This window comes from Pseudomonas rosaeacicularis, assembly GCF_057128745.1.
The window spans coordinates 26,112-45,252 of the sequence record NZ_JBSKHT010000012.1; the positions used below are offsets into that span (position 1 = coordinate 26,112).

A 19,141-nucleotide genomic window follows, 5' to 3' on the forward strand; every position below is an offset into this window, starting at 1 on the left:
CAGTGCGCCGCTGAACAGCAGCGGCGTTTTTTTTACGCTTAAGCAGTGCTCGTCCGTCTCGTTATGACGCGCACCTCTTTTCGCAAGGAAGACCTCATGACCGAAACATCACAACGCCCTCTCCTACGCTCGCAACGCCTGAACCAGATTACCCACGCCCCCCACGAACAACTCGATAAAGCCGTCAAAGCCAACGCACCGTTCGAAACCCTGGCCAGTTACACCCGGTTTCTGACCGCTCAATATTTGTTTCAGGAAGAGCTCAAAGCGCTGTACACCGATCCTCAACTGATTCAGATCGTGCCGGATCTCCCTGACCGCTGCCGTGCCGAGCAAGCCAGGGCCGATCTGATTGATCTGCAAACCTCTATACCGGAGCCGGTGCAAGGTGCAGTCCAAGACCCATCCGTCGCCGAGGCGCTGGGCTGGCTGTTCGTGTCGGAGGGCTCGAAACTGGGCGCTGCCTTTCTCATCAAGCGCGCCGTGGCACTGGACTTGAGCGACAGCTTCGGCGCCCGGCATTTGGGCGAACCGACTGGAGGCCGCGCTGACGGCTGGAAGCGCTTCATTCGCATCCTCGACGATCTGCCATTGAGCGCTGACCAGGAGCAGCAAATCGATAAAGGCGCACTGGACGCGTTCCAGCGTTTCAATGAACTGCTCGAGCATGCCTACGCAGGATCGGCAAAAACGGTCACCGCCTGAATGCTTCATGTTGCGCCCGGCGCTGGTAAGCTGGGCGCCTTCCGTGGACAACACACCGTGGATTGCCTCTCTTGACCCTGTATTCCGAGACCATGATCAGCAAAGCACCCGGTAGCAAACTGTCCCGCATCCTCTTCGGCATCCTGGCTTACGTCAGCCTGACGATTGGCATCATTGCGATTTTCATTCCCGGGTTGCCGACCACCGAATTCATCCTCCTTGCGGCGTGGGCTGCGACACGAAGCTCTCCACGTCTGAGCGCCTGGCTGGAAAACCACCGCCTGTTCGGCCCCATGCTCTACAACTGGCGCAACGGCAAAATGATTGCCCGGCGGGCCAAAATCAGCGCCACGGTCACCATGCTACTGTGCGCGATCATGATGCTGGTCGTGCTAAACCATAACTGGTGGATCTACTTCGCGGTGACGGGCATGGTGCTGGTCAACCTGTGGATCTGGTCGCGTCCGGAGCCTGCTGCGAAAGGCCAGGATTGCCCGGAGAGTTCGGGCCATTGATGAACCCCGGGCCCACAGAAGGGTCTGCCTTACTACGTTCATTACCTTTCGCTGGAGCAATTCCCATGTTCGAGCCAGGCCATCTGCATATCGCCCATCCTGCTGTGCAACCGGAGGACGTGGGTTACGACATCCATATTCGCTATGAGGTCAGCCAGACCGTCGACTCGGGGGAAGGCATGCACTTCTCCCTTGAAGGAGAAATCAACGGCAAGCCCTTCAGCGATGAATTCGAATTACCGAAGGACAAGGCCTACAACTTCGCCAGCGAAGCCTCACGGGTGGCCGAGAAGCACGGTCTGCCCAAAGATATTGACCTGCATGCAATGCACGGCCAGTACGACGCCATGTTCGAAGACATCCGCGAAAAGCTGGACGTGAAGTCCGGCGATCCTGTGAAGCCTGAGCATCTGGAATAATCACGGGATATCTGTTGGAACGAGATTGGAGTGAGGCTGGCCCGTGAAGCTGACACCTTGGTGTGTCAGATGGTCCGCGTTGTAAGCTTCGCGGGCAGGCCTCGCTCCAACAAGAGCACTGCGCTTGCGGGGTTGGTTTACTGGCATAATCGCCCCCTTCCCCACAGCCTGACCTTCTCCACCCTATGCGAATCCACGTCAGTTTCATCGACCGAGTCGGTATCACTCAGGAAGTCCTGGGGATTCTTGGTGGCAGAAATCTGAATCTGGACGCCGTGGAGATGGTCCCTCCCAATGTTTACATCGACGCCCCGACCCTGAGCCACGAAGTGCTCGAAGAGCTCAAAGACCGGCTTTTTCGGGTACGAGGCGTTGAAGCCATTACCGTGGTCGACATCCTTCCCGGCCAGCGTCGGCATCTGCAACTCGATGCGTTGCTCGCCGCCATGACCGATCCGGTATTGGCGCTCGACAGCGCAGGGCATGTATTGCTGGCCAACCCTGCGTTGATCGCCCTGTGTGGACGCGAACCTGCGGGCGAATCCATCGGTGCGCTTTTTTCGGACCCAGGCCTGCAAACGGCGCTGGTGGAGAATGGCTTCCGACTGCCCCTGCGCGAGGTCACGCTCAACGGTGCTGCGCTGTTATTGGACGCCACGCCGATCAACGATGCAGGTGCGCTGCTGACGCTGTATCTGCCCAGCCGCATCGGCGAGCGGTTGTCCGCCCTGCATCACGATCATGCCGAAGGCTTCGATGCATTGTTGGGCGATTCAGCCGCTATCCGCACCCTCAAAGCCCGTGCGCAGAGGGTTGCCGCGCTGGATGCTCCGCTGTTGATTCAAGGCGAAACCGGAACCGGCAAAGAGCTTGTCGCGCGCGCCTGTCACGCAGTAAGTGCGCGCCATAGCGGGCCATTCCTGGCGTTGAACTGTGCAGCGCTGCCGGAGAATCTCGCCGAAAGCGAGCTGTTCGGTTACGCACCTGGCGCGTTCACGGGGGCACAGCGTGGCGGCAAACCAGGGCTGATGGAGCTGGCGAACCAAGGCACCGTTTTTCTCGATGAAATTGGCGAAATGTCGCCGTATCTGCAAGCCAAACTGCTGCGCTTTCTGAATGACGGTAGCTTCCGCCGCGTGGGGGGCGACAAGGAGGTGCAGGTCAACGTGCGCATCCTCAGCGCCACCCACCGTAATCTGGAAAAAATGGTGGCTGAAGGGACCTTTCGTGAAGACTTGTTCTATCGCCTGAACGTGCTGAACCTCGACGTGCCGCCCCTGCGTGAACGCGGTCAGGACATCCTGCTGCTGGCACGCTACTTCATGGAGCAGGCCTGCGCGCAGATTCAGCGTCCCATGTGTCGTCTAGCGCCGGGCACCTACCCCGCCTTGTTGGGCAACCGCTGGCCGGGGAACGTGCGCCAGTTGCAGAACGTGATCTTCCGCGCTGCGGCAATCTGTGAAAACACCGTGGTGGACATTGACGATCTGGACATCGCCGGCACATCCGTAGCGCGCGAGAACGACGGCGAGATCGACAGCCTCGAACAAGCCGTTGATGACTTTGAAAAGTCGTTGCTGGAAAAGCTCTACAGCCATTACCCCTCAACGCGCCAACTGGCGGCGCGCTTGCAGACCTCCCACACGGCGATCGCCCATCGGCTGCGCAAATACGGGATTTCCGGAAAGGGATAAGCCAGACATCGGCACCTACCGTGGGAGCGGACCTGTCCGCGTATGCAATCTGATAGCCGATAAATCAATGTCTGATTTACCGGCCCCTTCGCGGACAGGTCCGCCCCCACGAAAACCGGCAATTCGTAACGCTTTCACTCCAGCGGAACGTTATCGTTACGAAAGGTGCTCAGGCCCACCTCACAAGGCTTTGATCTCGGACGCATTTTCAGCACCCGATAATCCGTATCGATTTCGCTACAGCGCCATCTCCTCAAAAAGTCAAAACATCGCGCAAAGCCGCGCACCACAGGCCGCCCGACAAACTGGCCGCAAACTTGCTATGCACTTGCCCATTCGTACTCGCGGCCTTCGACGAGTATTTTGTTCATTCAGGGGAGTTTTCATGAGCGAGTTGCGTTTTACCGAAGATCACGAGTGGCTGCGCACCGAAACCGACGGCAGCGTCACCGTTGGCATCACGGCTTTTGCGCAAGACGCACTGGGTGACGTGGTTTTCGTGCAACTTCCTGACCTGCAGTCCTACGAAAAAGGCGCCGAAGCAGCTACGGTTGAATCGGTCAAAGCCGCCAGCGGCGTGTACATGCCACTCAACGGCGAAGTGATCGAAACCAATCCCGCGCTGGACAGCAACCCCGAGCTGGTCAACGAAGACCCGATGGGCCAGGGCTGGTTCTTCCGCTTCATCCCTTCCGATGCAAATGCTGTCGGTCAATTGCTCAATCAGGACGCCTACGACCGCCTGATCAAAGCCAACGCCGAAGCCTGAGGAGTCCGACATGACTGACCGTATCGAATTGAGCACTGCCAACGAATTCATCGCCCGTCACATTGGCCCCCGCGCCGACGACGAAAAAGCCATGCTCGCCACCTTGGGCTTCACCTCCCTGGAAGAGCTGAGCGCCAGCGTTATCCCCGAATCGATCAAAGGCACCAGCGTACTGGGCCTGTCCGACGGCCAGAGCGAAGCCGACGCACTGGCGGCGATCAAAGCCATCGCCGGTAAAAACCAACTGTTCAAAACCTTCATCGGCCAAGGCTATTACGGCACTCACACGCCGGCGCCGATTTTGCGCAACCTGCTGGAAAACCCGGCCTGGTACACGGCGTACACGCCGTATCAGCCGGAGATTTCCCAAGGCCGTCTGGAATCGCTGCTGAATTTCCAGACCTTGATCAGCGACCTCACCGGCCTGCCGATCGCCAACGCATCCTTGCTCGATGAAGCGACCGCCGCCGCCGAAGCGATGACCTTTTGCAAGCGCCTGAGCAAGAATAAAAGCAGCCAGCAATTCTTCGCTTCCAGCCATTGCCACCCGCAAACCCTCGACGTGCTGCGCACTCGCGCCGAACCGCTGGGAATCGAGGTAGTGGTCGCCGATGAAAGCGAGCTGACCGACGTCAGCGCGTTCTTCGGCGCATTGCTGCAATACCCGGCGAGCAATGGCGATCTGTTCGACTACCGTGAACTGGTCGAGCGTTTCCATGCAGCCAACGCACTGGTCGCGGTCGCCGCTGACCTGCTGGCCCTGACGCTGCTGACTCCGCCGGGTGAATTCGGCGCTGACGTGGCCATCGGCAGCGCACAACGCTTTGGCGTACCGCTGGGTTTCGGCGGCCCGCACGCGGCCTATTTCTCAACGCGCGACGCTTACAAGCGCGACATGCCAGGCCGTCTGGTCGGGGTGTCGATCGATCGCTTCGGCAAGACCGCCCTGCGTCTGGCCATGCAAACCCGCGAGCAACACATCCGCCGCGAGAAGGCTACCAGCAACATTTGCACGGCGCAGGTGCTGCTCGCCAACATCGCCAGCATGTACGCCGTCTACCATGGCCCGCGCGGCTTGACGCGGATCGCGAACCGTGTGCATCAGCTCACCACAATCTTCGCCCAAGGCCTGAGCCAGCTGGGTTTGAACGTCGAGCAGGCATTCTTCTTCGACAGCGTGACGATCAATACCGGTGCCAAGACCTCTGAGCTGCACGCCAAGGCCCGCGCTCAGCGGATCAACCTGCGTGAAGTAGACGCTCAACGTCTTGGCCTGTCGCTTGACGAAACCACCCAGCAAGCGGACGTAGAAGCACTGTGGGCACTGTTCGCCGACGGCAAAGCACTGCCTGATTTCGCTGAACTGGCGAACGCTGTGCAAGCCAAATTGCCGAGCGAATTGCTGCGTCAGTCGCCAATCCTCAGCCACCCGGTCTTCAATCGCTACCACTCAGAAACCGAGCTGATGCGCTACCTGCGCAAACTGGCGGACAAGGACTTGGCGCTTGATCGCACCATGATTCCGCTGGGTTCTTGCACCATGAAACTCAACGCCGCCAGTGAAATGATCCCCGTCACCTGGGCCGAATTCGGCAACCTGCACCCGTTCGCGCCTGCCGAGCAGAGTGCCGGCTATCAGCAGCTGACTGATGAACTGGAAGAGATGCTCTGCGCTGCCACCGGGTACGACGCAATCTCGTTGCAGCCGAACGCCGGCTCGCAAGGCGAATATGCCGGTTTGCTGGCCATTCGTGCCTACCACCAGAGCCGTGGCGATGACCGCCGCGACATCTGCTTGATCCCGTCGTCGGCCCACGGCACCAACCCTGCAACCGCCAACATGGCCGGGATGCGGGTTGTTGTGACCGCTTGCGATTCGCGCGGCAACGTTGATATTGAAGACCTGCGCGCCAAAGCCCTTGAGCACCGCGAACACCTCGCAGCGCTGATGATCACGTACCCGTCCACCCACGGCGTGTTCGAGGAAGGCATCCGCGAAATCTGCGGCATCGTTCATGACAACGGCGGTCAGGTTTACATCGACGGCGCCAACATGAACGCCATGGTCGGTCTGTGCGCACCGGGCAAGTTCGGCGGCGACGTGTCCCACTTGAACCTGCACAAAACCTTCTGCATCCCACACGGCGGTGGCGGCCCAGGCGTCGGCCCGATTGGCGTCAAATCGCACTTGGCGCCATTCCTGCCGGGTCACGGCAAAATGGAACGCAAAGAAGGCGCGGTCTGCGCAGCGCCATTTGGCAGCGCAAGCATTTTGCCGATCACCTGGATGTACATCCGCATGATGGGCGGCCAAGGCCTCAAACGCGCCTCGCAACTGGCGATCCTCAACGCTAACTACATTTCCCGTCGCCTGGAAGAGCACTACCCCGTGCTCTACTCCGGCACCAACGGCCTGGTGGCGCACGAATGCATTCTGGATCTGCGCCCGATCAAGGACAGCAGCGGCATCAGCGTCGATGACGTCGCCAAGCGCCTGATCGATTTCGGCTTCCACGCCCCGACGATGTCGTTCCCGGTGGCCGGCACCTTGATGATCGAGCCAACCGAAAGCGAATCCAAAGAAGAGCTGGACCGCTTCTGTGACGCCATGATCAAGATTCGCGAAGAGATTCGTGCGGTCGAAAGCGGCGCGCTGGACAAGGAAGACAATCCATTGAAAAACGCGCCACACACCGCAGCTGAATTGGTGGGCGAGTGGAGCCACCCTTACAGCCGCGAGCAAGCGGTATACCCAGTGGCATCGTTGATCGACGGCAAATACTGGCCACCGGTTGGCCGCGTCGACAACGTGTTCGGCGACCGGAATCTGGTGTGCGCGTGCCCGTCGATCGAGAGCTATCAGGACGCGTGATCAGTTTTCTGTAGGAGCGCGCTTGCCCGCGAATAGCCTGACGCGATTTGTCTGACAAAACGCTATCGCGAGCAAGCTCCCTCCCACAGGCCACACTTTAATCTGTGGGAGGGAGCTTGCTCGCGATGAAATCGCCCGGGGCAAGCCTGCAAACACCATAACAATAACCGGAGCCCTACCATGTCCCTGAGCGTGTTCGACCTGTTCAAGATTGGCATCGGCCCCTCCAGCTCTCACACCGTGGGCCCGATGCGGGCGGCGGCGCGTTTTGCCGAAGGCTTGCAGCGCGACGGGCTGCTGACATCGATCACCTGCGTCAAAGTCGAGCTGTATGGTTCGCTCGGCGCCACCGGCAAGGGTCACGGCAGCGACAAGGCCGTCTTGCTTGGCCTGGAAGGCGAGCACCCAGACACCGTCGACACTGAAACCGTCGCTGCCCGCCTGCAACAGATCCGCAGCAGCGAGCGCCTGAATCTGCTTGGCGAACACAGCATCGAGTTCATCGAGAAACAACATCTGGCGATGATTCGCAAGCCACTGCCCTACCACCCCAACGGCATGATTTTCCGTGCCTTCGATGCCTCCGGCCTACAAGTGCGCAGTCGCGAGTACTACTCCGTCGGCGGGGGTTTCGTGGTCGATGAGGAAGCAGCTGGCGCGGATCGCATCGTCGAAGACCAAACGCAGCTGGTCTATCCGTTCAAGACTGCCAAGCACCTGATGGCCCATTGCGCTGCCAGCGGCCTTTCGATCAGCCAGGTGATGCTGGCCAATGAAGCCGCTTGGCGCCCCGAAGCCGAAACCCGCCAGGGCCTTCTGCGTATCTGGCAGGTCATGCAGGACTGCGTCGAGGCCGGTTGCCGCAACGAAGGCATTTTGCCGGGCGGGCTGAAGGTCAAACGTCGCGCCGCAGCGTTACACCGTCAGCTGTGCAAAAACCCGGAAGCAGCGTTGCGCGATGCGCTGTCGGTGCTCGACTGGGTCAATCTGTATGCGCTGGCAGTCAATGAAGAAAACGCCAATGGCGGCCGGGTTGTCACCGCGCCCACCAACGGCGCTGCGGGGATCATCCCGGCCGTGCTGCATTACTACATGCGCTTCATCACCGGCGCCAATGAAGACGGCGTCGTGCGTTTTCTGCTGACTGCCGCAGCCATCGGTATTTTGTACAAGGAAAACGCTTCCATCTCCGGCGCCGAAGTTGGCTGTCAGGGCGAGGTCGGCGTTGCCTGTTCAATGGCGGCCGGCGCCTTGTGCGAAGTCCTGGGCGGCAGCGTTAATCAAGTCGAAAACGCTGCCGAAATCGGCATGGAGCATAACCTCGGTCTGACCTGCGACCCCATCGGCGGGCTGGTGCAGGTGCCGTGCATCGAGCGCAACGCCATGGGTTCGGTGAAAGCCATCAATGCCGTGCGTATGGCGTTACGCGGTGACGGCCAGCATTTTGTCTCGTTGGATAAAGTCATCCGCACCATGCGCCAGACCGGAGCCGACATGAAAAGCAAGTACAAGGAAACGGCCCGTGGCGGGCTGGCCGTGAACATTATCGAATGCTGATCCACCCCCTATTCAACCCATCGACCCCGGTCGGTGAGTGACACCCCATTCAAGGAGCCTTCTATGTCTACCGAACTGTTGCAAACGCCGCTGCACGCCCTGCACCGAGAACTGGGGGCCAAAATGGTCCCGTTCGCGGGTTACGACATGCCCGTGCAATACCCGGCTGGCGTGATGAAAGAGCACCTGCACACCCGCGAGCAAGCAGGTTTGTTCGACGTGTCGCACATGGGCCAGATTCTGCTGACCGGCGCCAATGCTGCCAAAGCGCTGGAAACCCTGGTCCCTGTCGACATCATCGACCTGCCGGTGGGCATGCAGCGTTACGCGATGTTCACCAATGACACTGGCGGGATTCTCGACGACTTGATGGTCGCCAATCTGGGCAATGATCAACTGATGCTGGTGGTCAACGCCGCCTGCAAAAATGAAGATCTGGCGCATCTGCAACAGCACATCGGCACGCAGTGCGAGATCAAACCGCTGTTCGAAGAACGGGCCCTACTCGCTCTGCAAGGCCCGCAGGCAGTGACAGCACTGGCGCGCCTGGCGCCGGAAGTGGCGAAGATGACGTTCATGCAGTTCAAGGGCGTGAGCATTGATGGCATTGACTGCTACGTCAGTCGTTCGGGCTATACCGGTGAAGACGGCTACGAAATTTCGGTGCCGGCCGATCAGGCTGAATCACTGGCGCGGCGTCTGCTGGCGGAGCCTGAAGTGGCACCGATAGGTCTGGGCGCTCGGGATTCGCTGCGCCTGGAAGCCGGTCTGTGCCTGTATGGCCATGACATGAACACTGACACCACCCCAATCGAAGCCAGCCTGCTGTGGGCGATTTCCAAGACGCGTCGTGCTGACGGCGCCCGTGCTGGCGGATTCCCTGGCGCAGCACAGATCTTCGCCCAGCAGTCATCAGGCGTTGCTCGCAAGCGCGTAGGTTTGCTGCCACAAGAACGTACGCCAGTGCGCGAAGGCGCAGAAATCGTGGATGCCGACGGCACGGTGATCGGGACTGTCTGCAGCGGTGGCTTCGGGCCGACACTGGGTGCTCCACTGGCCATGGGCAGTATCGATACAGGCTTCGCCGCGCTCGACACATCCGTTTGGGCGATTGTGCGTGGCAAGAAAGTGCCAATGCTGGTCACCAAAATGCCTTTCGTGGCGCAACGTTACTTCCGCGGTTGATATCGGCGTCAAAAAATCAGGCAGCCAAAAGAGTGCATTCGCAGTCTGGCTGCCGCATCACAGTGCATTTACATACAGCATGAAAAGTGTCAAAAAAATGCACTTTAAACGACGCGCACATTGTAAAAACTATCGATCACTCTTAACTGGTTAAACTTTTTAAAAAACGGCCTTGACCCCCTGAAACCGGGGCTGAGCGGGGCTTGTTTTTTCTGTAACAGTTAGCGTAGAGTTTCTTAACTGTGTTTGCATGGGTCGCTTCGGACCGTGACCTGGGCAGTAGCGAGAAGCAATGCTACATCCCGCTCTACGTTTCTTACTTCCTGCAACCAGCCCAGTACTTCTTCGTGCGAAGGAGGCTGTCATTAATTTAAGTTCCAAGGAAATAAGAAAATGTCTACACGTCAGAGCGGTACCGTTAAGTGGTTTAACGACGAGAAAGGTTTTGGTTTTATCACTCCCGAGAGCGGTCCGGATCTGTTCGTCCACTTCCGCGCTATTCAGGGCAACGGCTTCAAAAGCCTGAAAGAAGGCCAGAAGGTGACGTTCGTTGCCGTGCAAGGACAGAAAGGTATGCAGGCTGACGAAGTACAAGCCGAAGCCTGAGAAGCACAATAGCTGCAAACGAAAAAGCCCCTGTTGCATCAACAGGGGCTTTTTTATACCCGCAATTTTGTACCATGCAGGCTCCCCGCCAACGAGCGCGCACTGATGTCAAAACACCTGCTCCGCCCCCAGGGCGATTTCCCCGCAGCGGGACTGGGTCGTCGCATGGCCGCGATCTTCTATGACTCTTTGCTGTGCGTAGCGCTGCTGATGGTCACGACCTTCATCTACAAACTGATCTGGATGGCCTTCGTTGGCGAAACAAAACTTCGCGCCATGTCCGAAGCAGGTTCACTGGATGGCGACCCTCTGCTCTCGACGATTCTGTTGTTCGTCTTGTTTGGCTTCTTCGCTAAATTCTGGACCCACGCGGGGCAGACGCTGGGCATGCAGGTCTGGGGGATTCGGGTACAGAACGCTGACGGCACCGGCATCAGCCTGTGGCAGGCGCTGCTGAGGTTTGTGGTGGCGATCGCATCGTGGCTGTGTGTCGGCCTCGGGTTCTTCTGGAGCCTGATCGACAAGCAGAAACGCAGCTGGCATGACCTGTATTCCGACAGCCAGTTGGTGCGGATTCCGCGGCAGAAGAAGTGATCGCAAATTTGGGGACTGATATCTAACTGTGGGAGCGGACCTGTCCGCGAAGACGTCCCCACATTCAATGCCTATGCATCGGCCAAAAATAGTTTTCGCGGACAGGTCCGCTCCCACAGGGTATGCATCGACGATATAACCCACAAAAAAGCCGACCCTGAGGTCGGCTTTTTCATTGTGGCTAACGTCAGCCAGCTCGGCGCAGCAGCCAGATCCCTGCCAGCGCGCATATGCCTGCCGGCACCAGCACGGCGAACAGTGGCGAGAACCCGAACACCAGGCTGGAAGGCCCCAGCAAATCCTGAGCGATGCGGAACGTGAAGCCCACCAGCACGCCCGTGAATACCCGCTGGCCCAACGTCACCGAACGCAGCGGACCGAAGATGAAGGAGATAGCCATCAATACCAGCGCGACGGTCACTAACGGCTGCAAAATCTTGGTCCAGAACGCCAGCCAGTAACGGCCGTTGTTTAGCCCCTGATCGGCCAGATAGTGCGCATAGCCCCACAGCCCCGTCATCGACAGCGACTCAGGCGGAAGCACCACGGTGCTCAACAACTGCGGACTGAGCGCGACGTTCCAGCGCTCTTCCGGCGTGTTGACCACTTCCGTGCGATCACCGTGGAACACCGTCGTGGTGACGTCTTTGAGCAGCCAGTGATCTGTCTTGAAATTCGCCTGCTTGGCGAAGCTGGCGGTCTGCATGTGCCGCTGATCGTCGAAGTGATAGCGCGTCACCCCATACAACAAGCCGTTCGGTTGCACGGTGTTGATGTGGATGAATTCCTCACCCTGGCGGTGCCACAGACCGTGACGTGCACTTTGCGCATCGCCGCTGCCCTGGGCCAGCGAGCGGGCGGCTTGTGCCTGAGCCTCGGTGGCGGGCGCGACATACTCACCCACCAGCAAGCCTGCGACCATCAGCACCAGCATTGGCTTCATGACCGCCCACACGATGCGGCCAATGGACACACCAGCGGCCCGCATGATGGTCAATTCGCTGCTGCTGGCCAAACCGCCAAGGCCGATCAGGCAACCGATCAGCGCCGCCATCGGCAGCATGTCGTAAAGACGACGCGGGGCCGTCATCAGCACGAAACTGCCCGCGTCCCAGAAGGTGTAGGTGTCGCTGATGTCAGCGATTTCATCGATGAAGGCAAACAGTGAAGCCAGCCCGAGAATGATGCCCAGCACGGCAAGAATCGCGATAAAGACGCTCTTGCCGATGTACCGATCGAGCTTAACCATGAGCCACCCCCGACACGCTGCGGCGACTCTTCATCTTCAAGCGCAGAGGTTCCCAATACAGCAGCCCCAGACCAATCGCGAGGAAGATCAGGTGAACCCACCACAAACCCAGCGCGGCGGGAATCTTGCCCCGTTCGAGCGCGCCACGGGCAGCGATGAGGATGGTGAGATAAGCCATATAAAGGAGGATGGCCGGCAACAACTTGAGGAATCGGCCCTGACGAGGATTCACACGCGCCAGCGGCACGGCCATCAGCGTCACGATGAACACCAGAATCGGCAGCGAGACACGCCACTGCAATTCCGCCCGGTTGCGCGGGGAATCCTCGCCCGACAACAACTCACTGGTCGGAATCGCATCGCGGTCCGTCACTTCATCGCTGATGTCAGGTTTGGGCAACAACGCACCGTAAGTGTCGTACTTGATCGCCCGGTAATTGGCTTCACCCGGATTGCCGTCGTAGCGATAGCCGTTTTCGAGAATCAGGTAGCGGCTACCGTCGTTTCTGACTTCCTGGTGGCCTTTCTCGGCAACCAGTACGGTAATCCCGCGATCCTTGGATTGATCCGAAGACATGCGTTTTTCGGAAATGAACACGCCGCCCAGGTTCACGCGGTCGTCGGACAATTGCTCGGTGTAGGTCACTCGCGTGCCATCGCGCAATGCCTGAAAACGCCCCGGTACGAGGGTGTCGAACTCGGTCATTGCGTCCTGCTTGTTGATCAGCAGGGAAAACTGCGTAGCGCCCTGAGGCGCGAGGCTGAAGCTCAACCACGCCACCAGCAACGACACCAGAGCAGCCGGCGCAAGGGTGATCAACAGCAAACGTTGCTGGCTCATGCCCGTGGCGGCCAGAACGGTCATTTCGCTTTCAAGGTACAGGCGGCCGTAGGCCAGGAGAATCCCGAGGAACAGACCGAGCGGCAGAATCAACTGCAGGAAGCCCGGCAGACGAAAGCCCATGATCAGAAACAGCACGCCGGGATCGAGTGCGCCAGAGGCCGCTTGGGCAAGGTATTTGATGAAGCGTCCGCTCATGATGATTACCAGCAGCACGGCGCTCACAGCGCTCAAGGTAACCAGCACTTCTCGGGACAGGTAACGGAAGACAATCAAACCAGACACTCCAGGGTTGTCACGCTCAGGCAGCCTGACAAGGAAATGGATCAGCCAGGTCGCTCGCCAAGACGAACGACCAAAAAAATATGCGGCATTATCCTGTGATTGGGTGTGTCTGTCACTGCGCGCGCCGGATACTTCTCACATACCGGTCATACGCGCGTATTAACGGGGTTGTCATGGGTCCTCCCGCAGGGTCAAACTGCGGGCCTTACCGCTGGCATGGCGATCGGAGACACTTGCGCCCATGCCGCGCTGCGCAGTCATTTTGCGATAACCCACAGTTTATTCGGGGACCCCGACATGGAATTGGTTGTTAAAAGCGTCAGCCCAGAAACCTTGAAAACCGCCACCCTGGTGGTGGCCGTTGGCGAAGGCCGCGCGCTCAGCGATGCCGCTAAAAATGTCGATACCCTCAGCGGTGGCGCGATCAGCGCCGTTCTCAAGCGCGGCGACCTGGCCGGCAAAGTCGGTCAAAGCCTGTTGCTGCACAGCCTTCCCAACCTCAAAGCCGAGCGTGTTCTGCTGGTCGGTTCCGGCAAAGACGCCGAGCTGACCGATCGTCAATTCCGCAAAATCATCAGCGGTGTGCTATCGACCCTCAAGGGCCTGGGCGGCACCGACGCCACCTTCGCGCTGGACCACCTGACCGTCAAGAATCGCGATCTGTATGGCAAAAACCGCCTGCTGGTCGAAACCCTGGCCGACGGCGAATACGTTTTTGATCGCTTCAAGAGCCAGAAAGCCGACCCGCGCGCGCTGAAGAAAGTCACGCTGCTGACCGACAAGGTCAACGTGGCCGACGTTGAACGCGCCGCGACCCACGCTCTGGCCATCGCCAAGGGCATGGCATTTACCCGCGACCTGGGCAACATGCCGCCGAACCTGTGCCACCCCACATACCTGGGCGAAGAGGCCAAGGCGCTGGGTAAGGAATTCAAGCATCTGAAAGTCGACGTTCTCGACGAAAAGAAGATTGCCGATCTGGGCATGGGTTCGTTCCTGGCCGTGGCCCAAGGCAGCGCACAGCCGCCACGCCTGATCGTCATGAACTACAGCGGTGGCAAGAAGGCCGACAAGCCGTTCGTGCTGGTCGGTAAAGGCATCACCTTCGACACGGGTGGCATCAGCATCAAGCCTGCTGCCGGCATGGACGAGATGAAATTCGACATGTGCGGCGCCGCCAGCGTGTTCGGCACTCTGCGCGCCGTGCTTGAGCTGCAACTGCCGATCAATCTGGTGTGCATCCTGGCTTGCGCCGAGAACATGCCGAGCGGCACCGCGACCCGTCCGGGCGACATCGTAAAAACCATGAGCGGCCAGACTGTTGAAATCCTCAACACTGACGCCGAAGGCCGTCTGGTGTTGTGCGACGCGCTGACCTACGCCGAACGTTTCAAGCCACAGGCAGTCATCGACATCGCTACCCTGACTGGCGCTTGCGTGGTTGCGCTCGGCGGTCATACGTCCGGTTTGCTGGGTAACAACGATGGCTTGATCAATCAACTGCTGGACGCTGGCAAGCGTGCTGACGATCGCGCCTGGCAACTGCCGTTGTTCGACGAGTATCAGGAGCAACTGGACAGCCCGTTCGCTGACATCGCCAATATCGGCGGGCCGAAAGGCGGCACCATCACTGCAGCCTGCTTCCTGTCGCGCTTCACCAAGGCCTACGAGTGGGCGCATCTGGACATCGCCGGCACGGCGTGGCTCAGCGGCGGCAAGGACAAGGGCGCCACTGGCCGTCCGGTTCCATTGCTGACCCAATACCTGCTCGACCGCGCAGGCGCGTAAAGCGTCGCTAAACGTGCCGGCCTGCCCGGCACGTTTCACGCTCTGGAGCCTTCATGACCCAAGTCGATTTCTACATCCTTCCCAGCGCCGATCCAATGGCGCGGCTGGATTTCGCCTGCAAACTGACAGACAAAGCCTGGCGTCTTGGCCATCGGGTGTATCTGCACTGCAGCGATGCAGCCCAGCGCGAAGACCTCGATGCTCGCCTGTGGCGCTTCAAGGGCGAAACCTTCGTCCCCCATGGCGAGGCCGAAGATGACACCGACGCTCCGGTTGCCCTTGGGCTGGGCGATGACCCCGGTCAGCATCAGGATCTGTTGGTCAATCTGGACCTGCGCATCCCGGATTTCTTCAAACGCTTCGCCCGCGTGGCGGAAATAGTTGTGGAAGATCCGGCCATTAAATTAGCCGCACGAGAGAGTTTTCGCTTCTATCGTGAACAGGGCTATCCTCTGCAAGATCACCGACTGCAGCGTCTTTGAGCACACGATGGATAATTCAAAACACCTGAAAGCCCCGCCTGATTTGCTGGACGACCTCGAGTCAATCCGACAGTTGCTTGGCGAAAATTCCACAGAGCCACCGTTGCTGACCGAAACGGTTTCCGACGAAGGCCAGATTCCCCTGTTGTTCGACGTGGTCAGTGGCAAAGTGATTTCTGCTGACGAACACGGCGTGAATGAAGCCGACATTCCGACTTTGATCGCGGAACCGGCGCAGCCCCATGCAGAACCCCGCGCGACACCCAACCCTGACGCTCTCCTGCATCTGGACAACGAATTGCGCGCCGCCGCGCAGTTGATCATGCAAGACGTCATCGACGACTTCGCGCCTCATATAGAAAACGAGATCAAGCGGCGTCTGGATGCGCGGATGGAACGGCTCCTCGCCCAGTATCAAAACTGAAGCCTGCGCATTCCCGTGGGAGCGGACCCGTCCGCGAAGGCGCAAGTACAGTCGACACATCAGCGTCGTCTGTACCGAAGTCTTCGCGGACAGGTCCGCTCCCACGGAGCATCTGCGGCCCTTGAACTCCTGCTTGATCCTGCCATCACCGCCCGTAGCTTGCGCCTTGTCGCTTGTGGCTTGCAGCTAGCCCTGCCGCTATACTTGCCGGCTTTCCCGAATTAATGCCAATTAGGTTCCCGCCCCGCATGGACAAGACCTACCAGCCGCACGCCATCGAAACTTCCTGGTATCAGACCTGGGAGTCCGAAAACTATTTCGCTCCGCAAGGCGCGGGCGACTCGTACACCATCATGATTCCGCCGCCGAACGTCACCGGCAGCCTGCACATGGGCCACGGTTTCAATAACGCGATCATGGACGCCTTGATCCGCTTCCGCCGCATGCAGGGTCGCAACACCCTATGGCAGCCGGGCACCGACCACGCCGGTATCGCCACGCAAATGCTGGTAGAGCGTCAGATCGAAGCGCAAGGCCTGAGCCGTCACGACCTGGGCCGCGATAAATTTCTCGAAAAAATCTGGGAATGGAAGGATCAGTCTGGCGGCAACATCAGCCGTCAGATCCGCCGCCTGGGTTCGTCCGTGGACTGGAGCCGCGAGCGCTTCACCATGGACGACGGTTTGTCCGAGGCCGTAAAAGAAGCCTTCGTGCGCCTGCATGAAGACGGCCTGATCTATCGCGGCAAGCGTCTGGTGAACTGGGACACCAAACTGCACACGGCCATTTCCGACCTCGAAGTGGAAAACCATGACGAGAAAGGCCACCTGTGGAACCTGCGTTATCCACTGGCTGATGGCGCGAAAACCGCCGACGGCCTGGATTACCTGATCGTTGCCACCACCCGTCCGGAAACCATGCTCGGCGACGCCGCCGTTGCAGTGAACCCATCGGATGAGCGCTACAAAGCCCTGATCGGCACCTTCGTCGAACTGCCACTGGTGGGCCGCCGCATCCCGATCATCGCCGATGACTACTGCGATCCGGAATTCGGCACCGGCTGCGTGAAAATCACCCCGGCCCACGATTTCAACGACTATGAAGTCGGCAAGCGCCACAACCTGCCGCTGCTGAACATCTTCGACAAAAACGCCCATGTGCTGGCGGCTGCTCAGGTGTTCAACCTCGATGGCACATTGAATGACACCGTCGACGGCACCCTGCCCGCTCAATACGCAGGGCTGGATCGCTTCGAAGCGCGCAAGCAGATCGTCGCGGCATTCGATGAGCTGGGTTTGCTGGTCAGCGTCGACGACCACGCCCTGAAAGTCCCGAAAGGCGACCGCTCCGGCACAATCATCGAGCCGTGGCTGACAGACCAATGGTACGTGTCCACCAAGCCTTTGGCCGAGCCTGCAATCGCCGCCGTTGAAGACGGCCGCATCGCCTTCGTGCCCAAGCAGTACGAAAACATGTACTTCTCGTGGATGCGCGACATCCAGGACTGGTGCATCAGCCGTCAGCTCTGGTGGGGCCATCGCATCCCGGCCTGGTACGACGAGTCCGGCAAAGTTTACGTCGGTCGCGATGAAGCCGAAGTCCGCGCCAAGCACAACCTGGGTCCCGACGTTGCGCTGCAGCAGGACAACGACGTACTCGACACCTGGTTCAGTTCGGGCCTGTGGACGTTCTCCACGCTCGGCTGGCCGGAAAAGACCAAGGCGCTGGAGACCTTTCACTCCACCGACGTGCTGGTCACTGGGTTCGACATCATTTTCTTCTGGGTCGCCCGGATGATCATGCTGACCATGCACCTGGTGAAGAATGAAGACGGCACGCCGCAAGTGCCGTTCAAGACGGTTTATGTGCACGGCCTGGTCCGCGATGGCCAAGGCCAGAAGATGTCCAAATCCAAGGGCAACGTCCTTGACCCGCTGGACATCATCGACGGCATCGAGCTTGAAGACCTGGTCGCCAAGCGCACTTCGGGCATGATGCAGCCCAAGCTTGCGAAGAAGATCGAGAAGCAGACCCGCGACGAATTCGCCGACGGCATCGCCAGCTACGGCACCGATGCCTTGCGCTTCACCTTCTGCTCGCTGGCGTCCACCGGTCGCGACATCAAGTTCGACATGGGCCGCGTCGAGGGCTATCGCAATTTCTGCAACAAGATCTGGAACGCCGCGCGCTACGTGCTCGACAAGGGCGAAGACTGCGGCCAGAACGGCGAAGCCTTCGAGCTGACCTTGCCGGATCGCTGGATCATCTCGCAGCTGCAACGCACTGAAGCCGAAGTCACGCGCCAGCTGGACCAGTTCCGCTTCGACCTCGCAGCGCAAGCGCTGTACGAGTTCATCTGGAACCAGTATTGCGATTGGTACCTGGAGCTGTCCAAGCCCGTGCTGTGGGACGAAAACGCGCCGATCGAACGTCAGCGCGGCACGCGTCGCACACTGGTTCGGGTGCTGGAAGTGGCGCTGCGTCTGGCGCATCCGTTCATGCCCTTCATCACCGAAGAAATCTGGCAGCGCCTCGCGCCGCTGGCCGGTGCCGAGGGCAAGACGATCATGCTGCAACCGTGGCCTGTGGCCAACGAGGCGCGCATCGACCAGGGCGCCGAGAACGACATCGAATGGCTCAAGGGCCTGATGCTCGGCGTGCGCAACATCCGTGGCGAAATGAACATCGGCCCAGGCAAGCCTCTGACGTTGTTCCTCAAGAACGTGAGCACCGAAGATCAACGCCGCCTGACTGAAAACGATGCGCTGCTGAAGAAACTGGCCAAGCTTGAATCGATCACGATCCTGGCTGACGGCGCCGAAGCACCTTTGTCGGCCACTGCGTTGGTGGGCGAGATGGAAGTGCTGGTGCCGATGGCAGGGCTGATTGACAAAGATGCCGAGCTGGCGCGTCTGGACAAGGAAATCCTGCGTCTGCAAGGCGAAGTTCAGCGTGTGGGCGGCAAGCTGTCCAACGCAGCGTTCGTCGACAAGGCTCCGCCGGAAGTCATCGCCAAAGAGCGCGCCAAGCTGACCGAGGCCGAGCAGGCCCTGGGCAAGCTGGCCGAGCAACACGCGCGGATTGCCAGTTTGTAGATTTGGCAATCGATAGAAAAAGGGAGGCCTGCAACGGCCTCCCTTTTTTGTCACGCACGAC

General features: G+C 59.5%; 16 protein-coding genes. 14 read left to right on the top strand and 2 right to left on the bottom strand.

All coding sequences use genetic code 11. From position 1 onward, the window contains the following. Positions 1-96: 96 nt before the first annotated feature. The 10 genes from ACWKWM_RS16460 to ACWKWM_RS16505 all read left to right on the top strand — a co-directional run bounded on the left by ACWKWM_RS16460 (position 97) and on the right by ACWKWM_RS16505 (position 10,916). Positions 97-705 (top strand): biliverdin-producing heme oxygenase, encoded by a 609-nt coding sequence (locus ACWKWM_RS16460; protein ID WP_483847156.1) that lies wholly within the window; start codon positions 97-99, stop codon positions 703-705. Positions 706-797: 92 nt separating this feature from the next. Next, on the top strand, positions 798-1,220 hold the full coding sequence (locus ACWKWM_RS16465; RefSeq protein WP_483847333.1) for a YbaN family protein: 423 nt from the start codon (positions 798-800) through the stop codon (positions 1,218-1,220). A gap of 65 nt (positions 1,221-1,285) precedes the next feature. Beyond that, positions 1,286-1,639, top strand: coding sequence for a DUF5064 family protein (locus tag ACWKWM_RS16470; RefSeq protein ID WP_483847157.1), 354 nt, complete (start codon positions 1,286-1,288; stop codon positions 1,637-1,639). Between the two features lie 185 nt (positions 1,640-1,824). After that, positions 1,825-3,333 (top strand): sigma-54-dependent transcriptional regulator, encoded by a 1,509-nt coding sequence (locus ACWKWM_RS16475; RefSeq protein WP_483847158.1) that lies wholly within the window; start codon positions 1,825-1,827, stop codon positions 3,331-3,333. A 385-nt stretch (positions 3,334-3,718) separates the two neighbouring features. Beyond that, positions 3,719-4,102, top strand: a complete 384-nt coding sequence (gcvH, locus tag ACWKWM_RS16480) for a glycine cleavage system protein GcvH (RefSeq protein ID WP_483847159.1) — start codon at positions 3,719-3,721, stop codon at positions 4,100-4,102. 10 nt (positions 4,103-4,112) lie between these two features. Beyond that, entirely contained in the window at positions 4,113-6,974 is a 2,862-nt protein-coding gene (gene gcvP, locus ACWKWM_RS16485; RefSeq protein ID WP_483847160.1) for an aminomethyl-transferring glycine dehydrogenase, read from the top strand. 180 nt (positions 6,975-7,154) lie between these two features. Further along, positions 7,155-8,531 carry an L-serine ammonia-lyase gene (locus ACWKWM_RS16490; RefSeq protein WP_483847161.1) on the top strand — a complete coding sequence of 459 codons (1,377 nt, stop codon included), beginning with the start codon at positions 7,155-7,157 and terminating at the stop codon, positions 8,529-8,531. A 63-nt stretch (positions 8,532-8,594) separates the two neighbouring features. Next, a complete protein-coding gene (gcvT, locus tag ACWKWM_RS16495; protein WP_483847162.1) occupies positions 8,595-9,716 on the top strand; it encodes a glycine cleavage system aminomethyltransferase GcvT in 1,122 nt (373 codons plus the stop codon). A gap of 393 nt (positions 9,717-10,109) precedes the next feature. After that, positions 10,110-10,322 carry a cold-shock protein gene (locus tag ACWKWM_RS16500; RefSeq protein WP_003227496.1) on the top strand — a complete coding sequence of 71 codons (213 nt, stop codon included), beginning with the start codon at positions 10,110-10,112 and terminating at the stop codon, positions 10,320-10,322. Between the two features lie 105 nt (positions 10,323-10,427). Beyond that, on the top strand, positions 10,428-10,916 hold the full coding sequence (locus ACWKWM_RS16505) for an RDD family protein (protein WP_483847163.1): 489 nt from the start codon (positions 10,428-10,430) through the stop codon (positions 10,914-10,916). Positions 10,917-11,103: 187 nt separating this feature from the next. Here ACWKWM_RS16505 and lptG read toward each other — a convergent pair whose 3' ends face one another. Together lptG and lptF are read right to left on the bottom strand one after the other, a co-directional pair. Further along, positions 11,104-12,165, bottom strand: coding sequence for an LPS export ABC transporter permease LptG (lptG, locus tag ACWKWM_RS16510; RefSeq protein ID WP_483847164.1), 1,062 nt, complete (start codon positions 12,163-12,165; stop codon positions 11,104-11,106). Then, positions 12,158-13,282, bottom strand: a complete 1,125-nt coding sequence (lptF, locus tag ACWKWM_RS16515) for an LPS export ABC transporter permease LptF (protein ID WP_483847165.1) — start codon at positions 13,280-13,282, stop codon at positions 12,158-12,160. Before lptF ends, lptG begins: the two co-directional genes overlap by 8 nt. Before the next feature lie 306 nt (positions 13,283-13,588). Between lptF and ACWKWM_RS16520 the strand changes: the two genes are divergently transcribed. The 4 genes from ACWKWM_RS16520 (at position 13,589) to ACWKWM_RS16535 (ending at position 19,080) form a co-directional block, all read left to right on the top strand. Beyond that, entirely contained in the window at positions 13,589-15,079 is a 1,491-nt protein-coding gene (locus tag ACWKWM_RS16520) for a leucyl aminopeptidase (protein ID WP_483847166.1), read from the top strand. 53 nt (positions 15,080-15,132) lie between these two features. Then, complete coding sequence (locus tag ACWKWM_RS16525) at positions 15,133-15,561, top strand: DNA polymerase III subunit chi (protein ID WP_483847167.1); 429 nt, start codon at positions 15,133-15,135, stop codon at positions 15,559-15,561. A 7-nt stretch (positions 15,562-15,568) separates the two neighbouring features. Further along, positions 15,569-15,985, top strand: a complete 417-nt coding sequence (locus tag ACWKWM_RS16530) for a DNA polymerase III subunit chi (protein WP_483847168.1) — start codon at positions 15,569-15,571, stop codon at positions 15,983-15,985. A 248-nt stretch (positions 15,986-16,233) separates the two neighbouring features. Then, entirely contained in the window at positions 16,234-19,080 is a 2,847-nt protein-coding gene (locus ACWKWM_RS16535; RefSeq protein ID WP_483847169.1) for a valine--tRNA ligase, read from the top strand. The last annotated feature ends 61 nt before the right edge of the window (positions 19,081-19,141 follow it).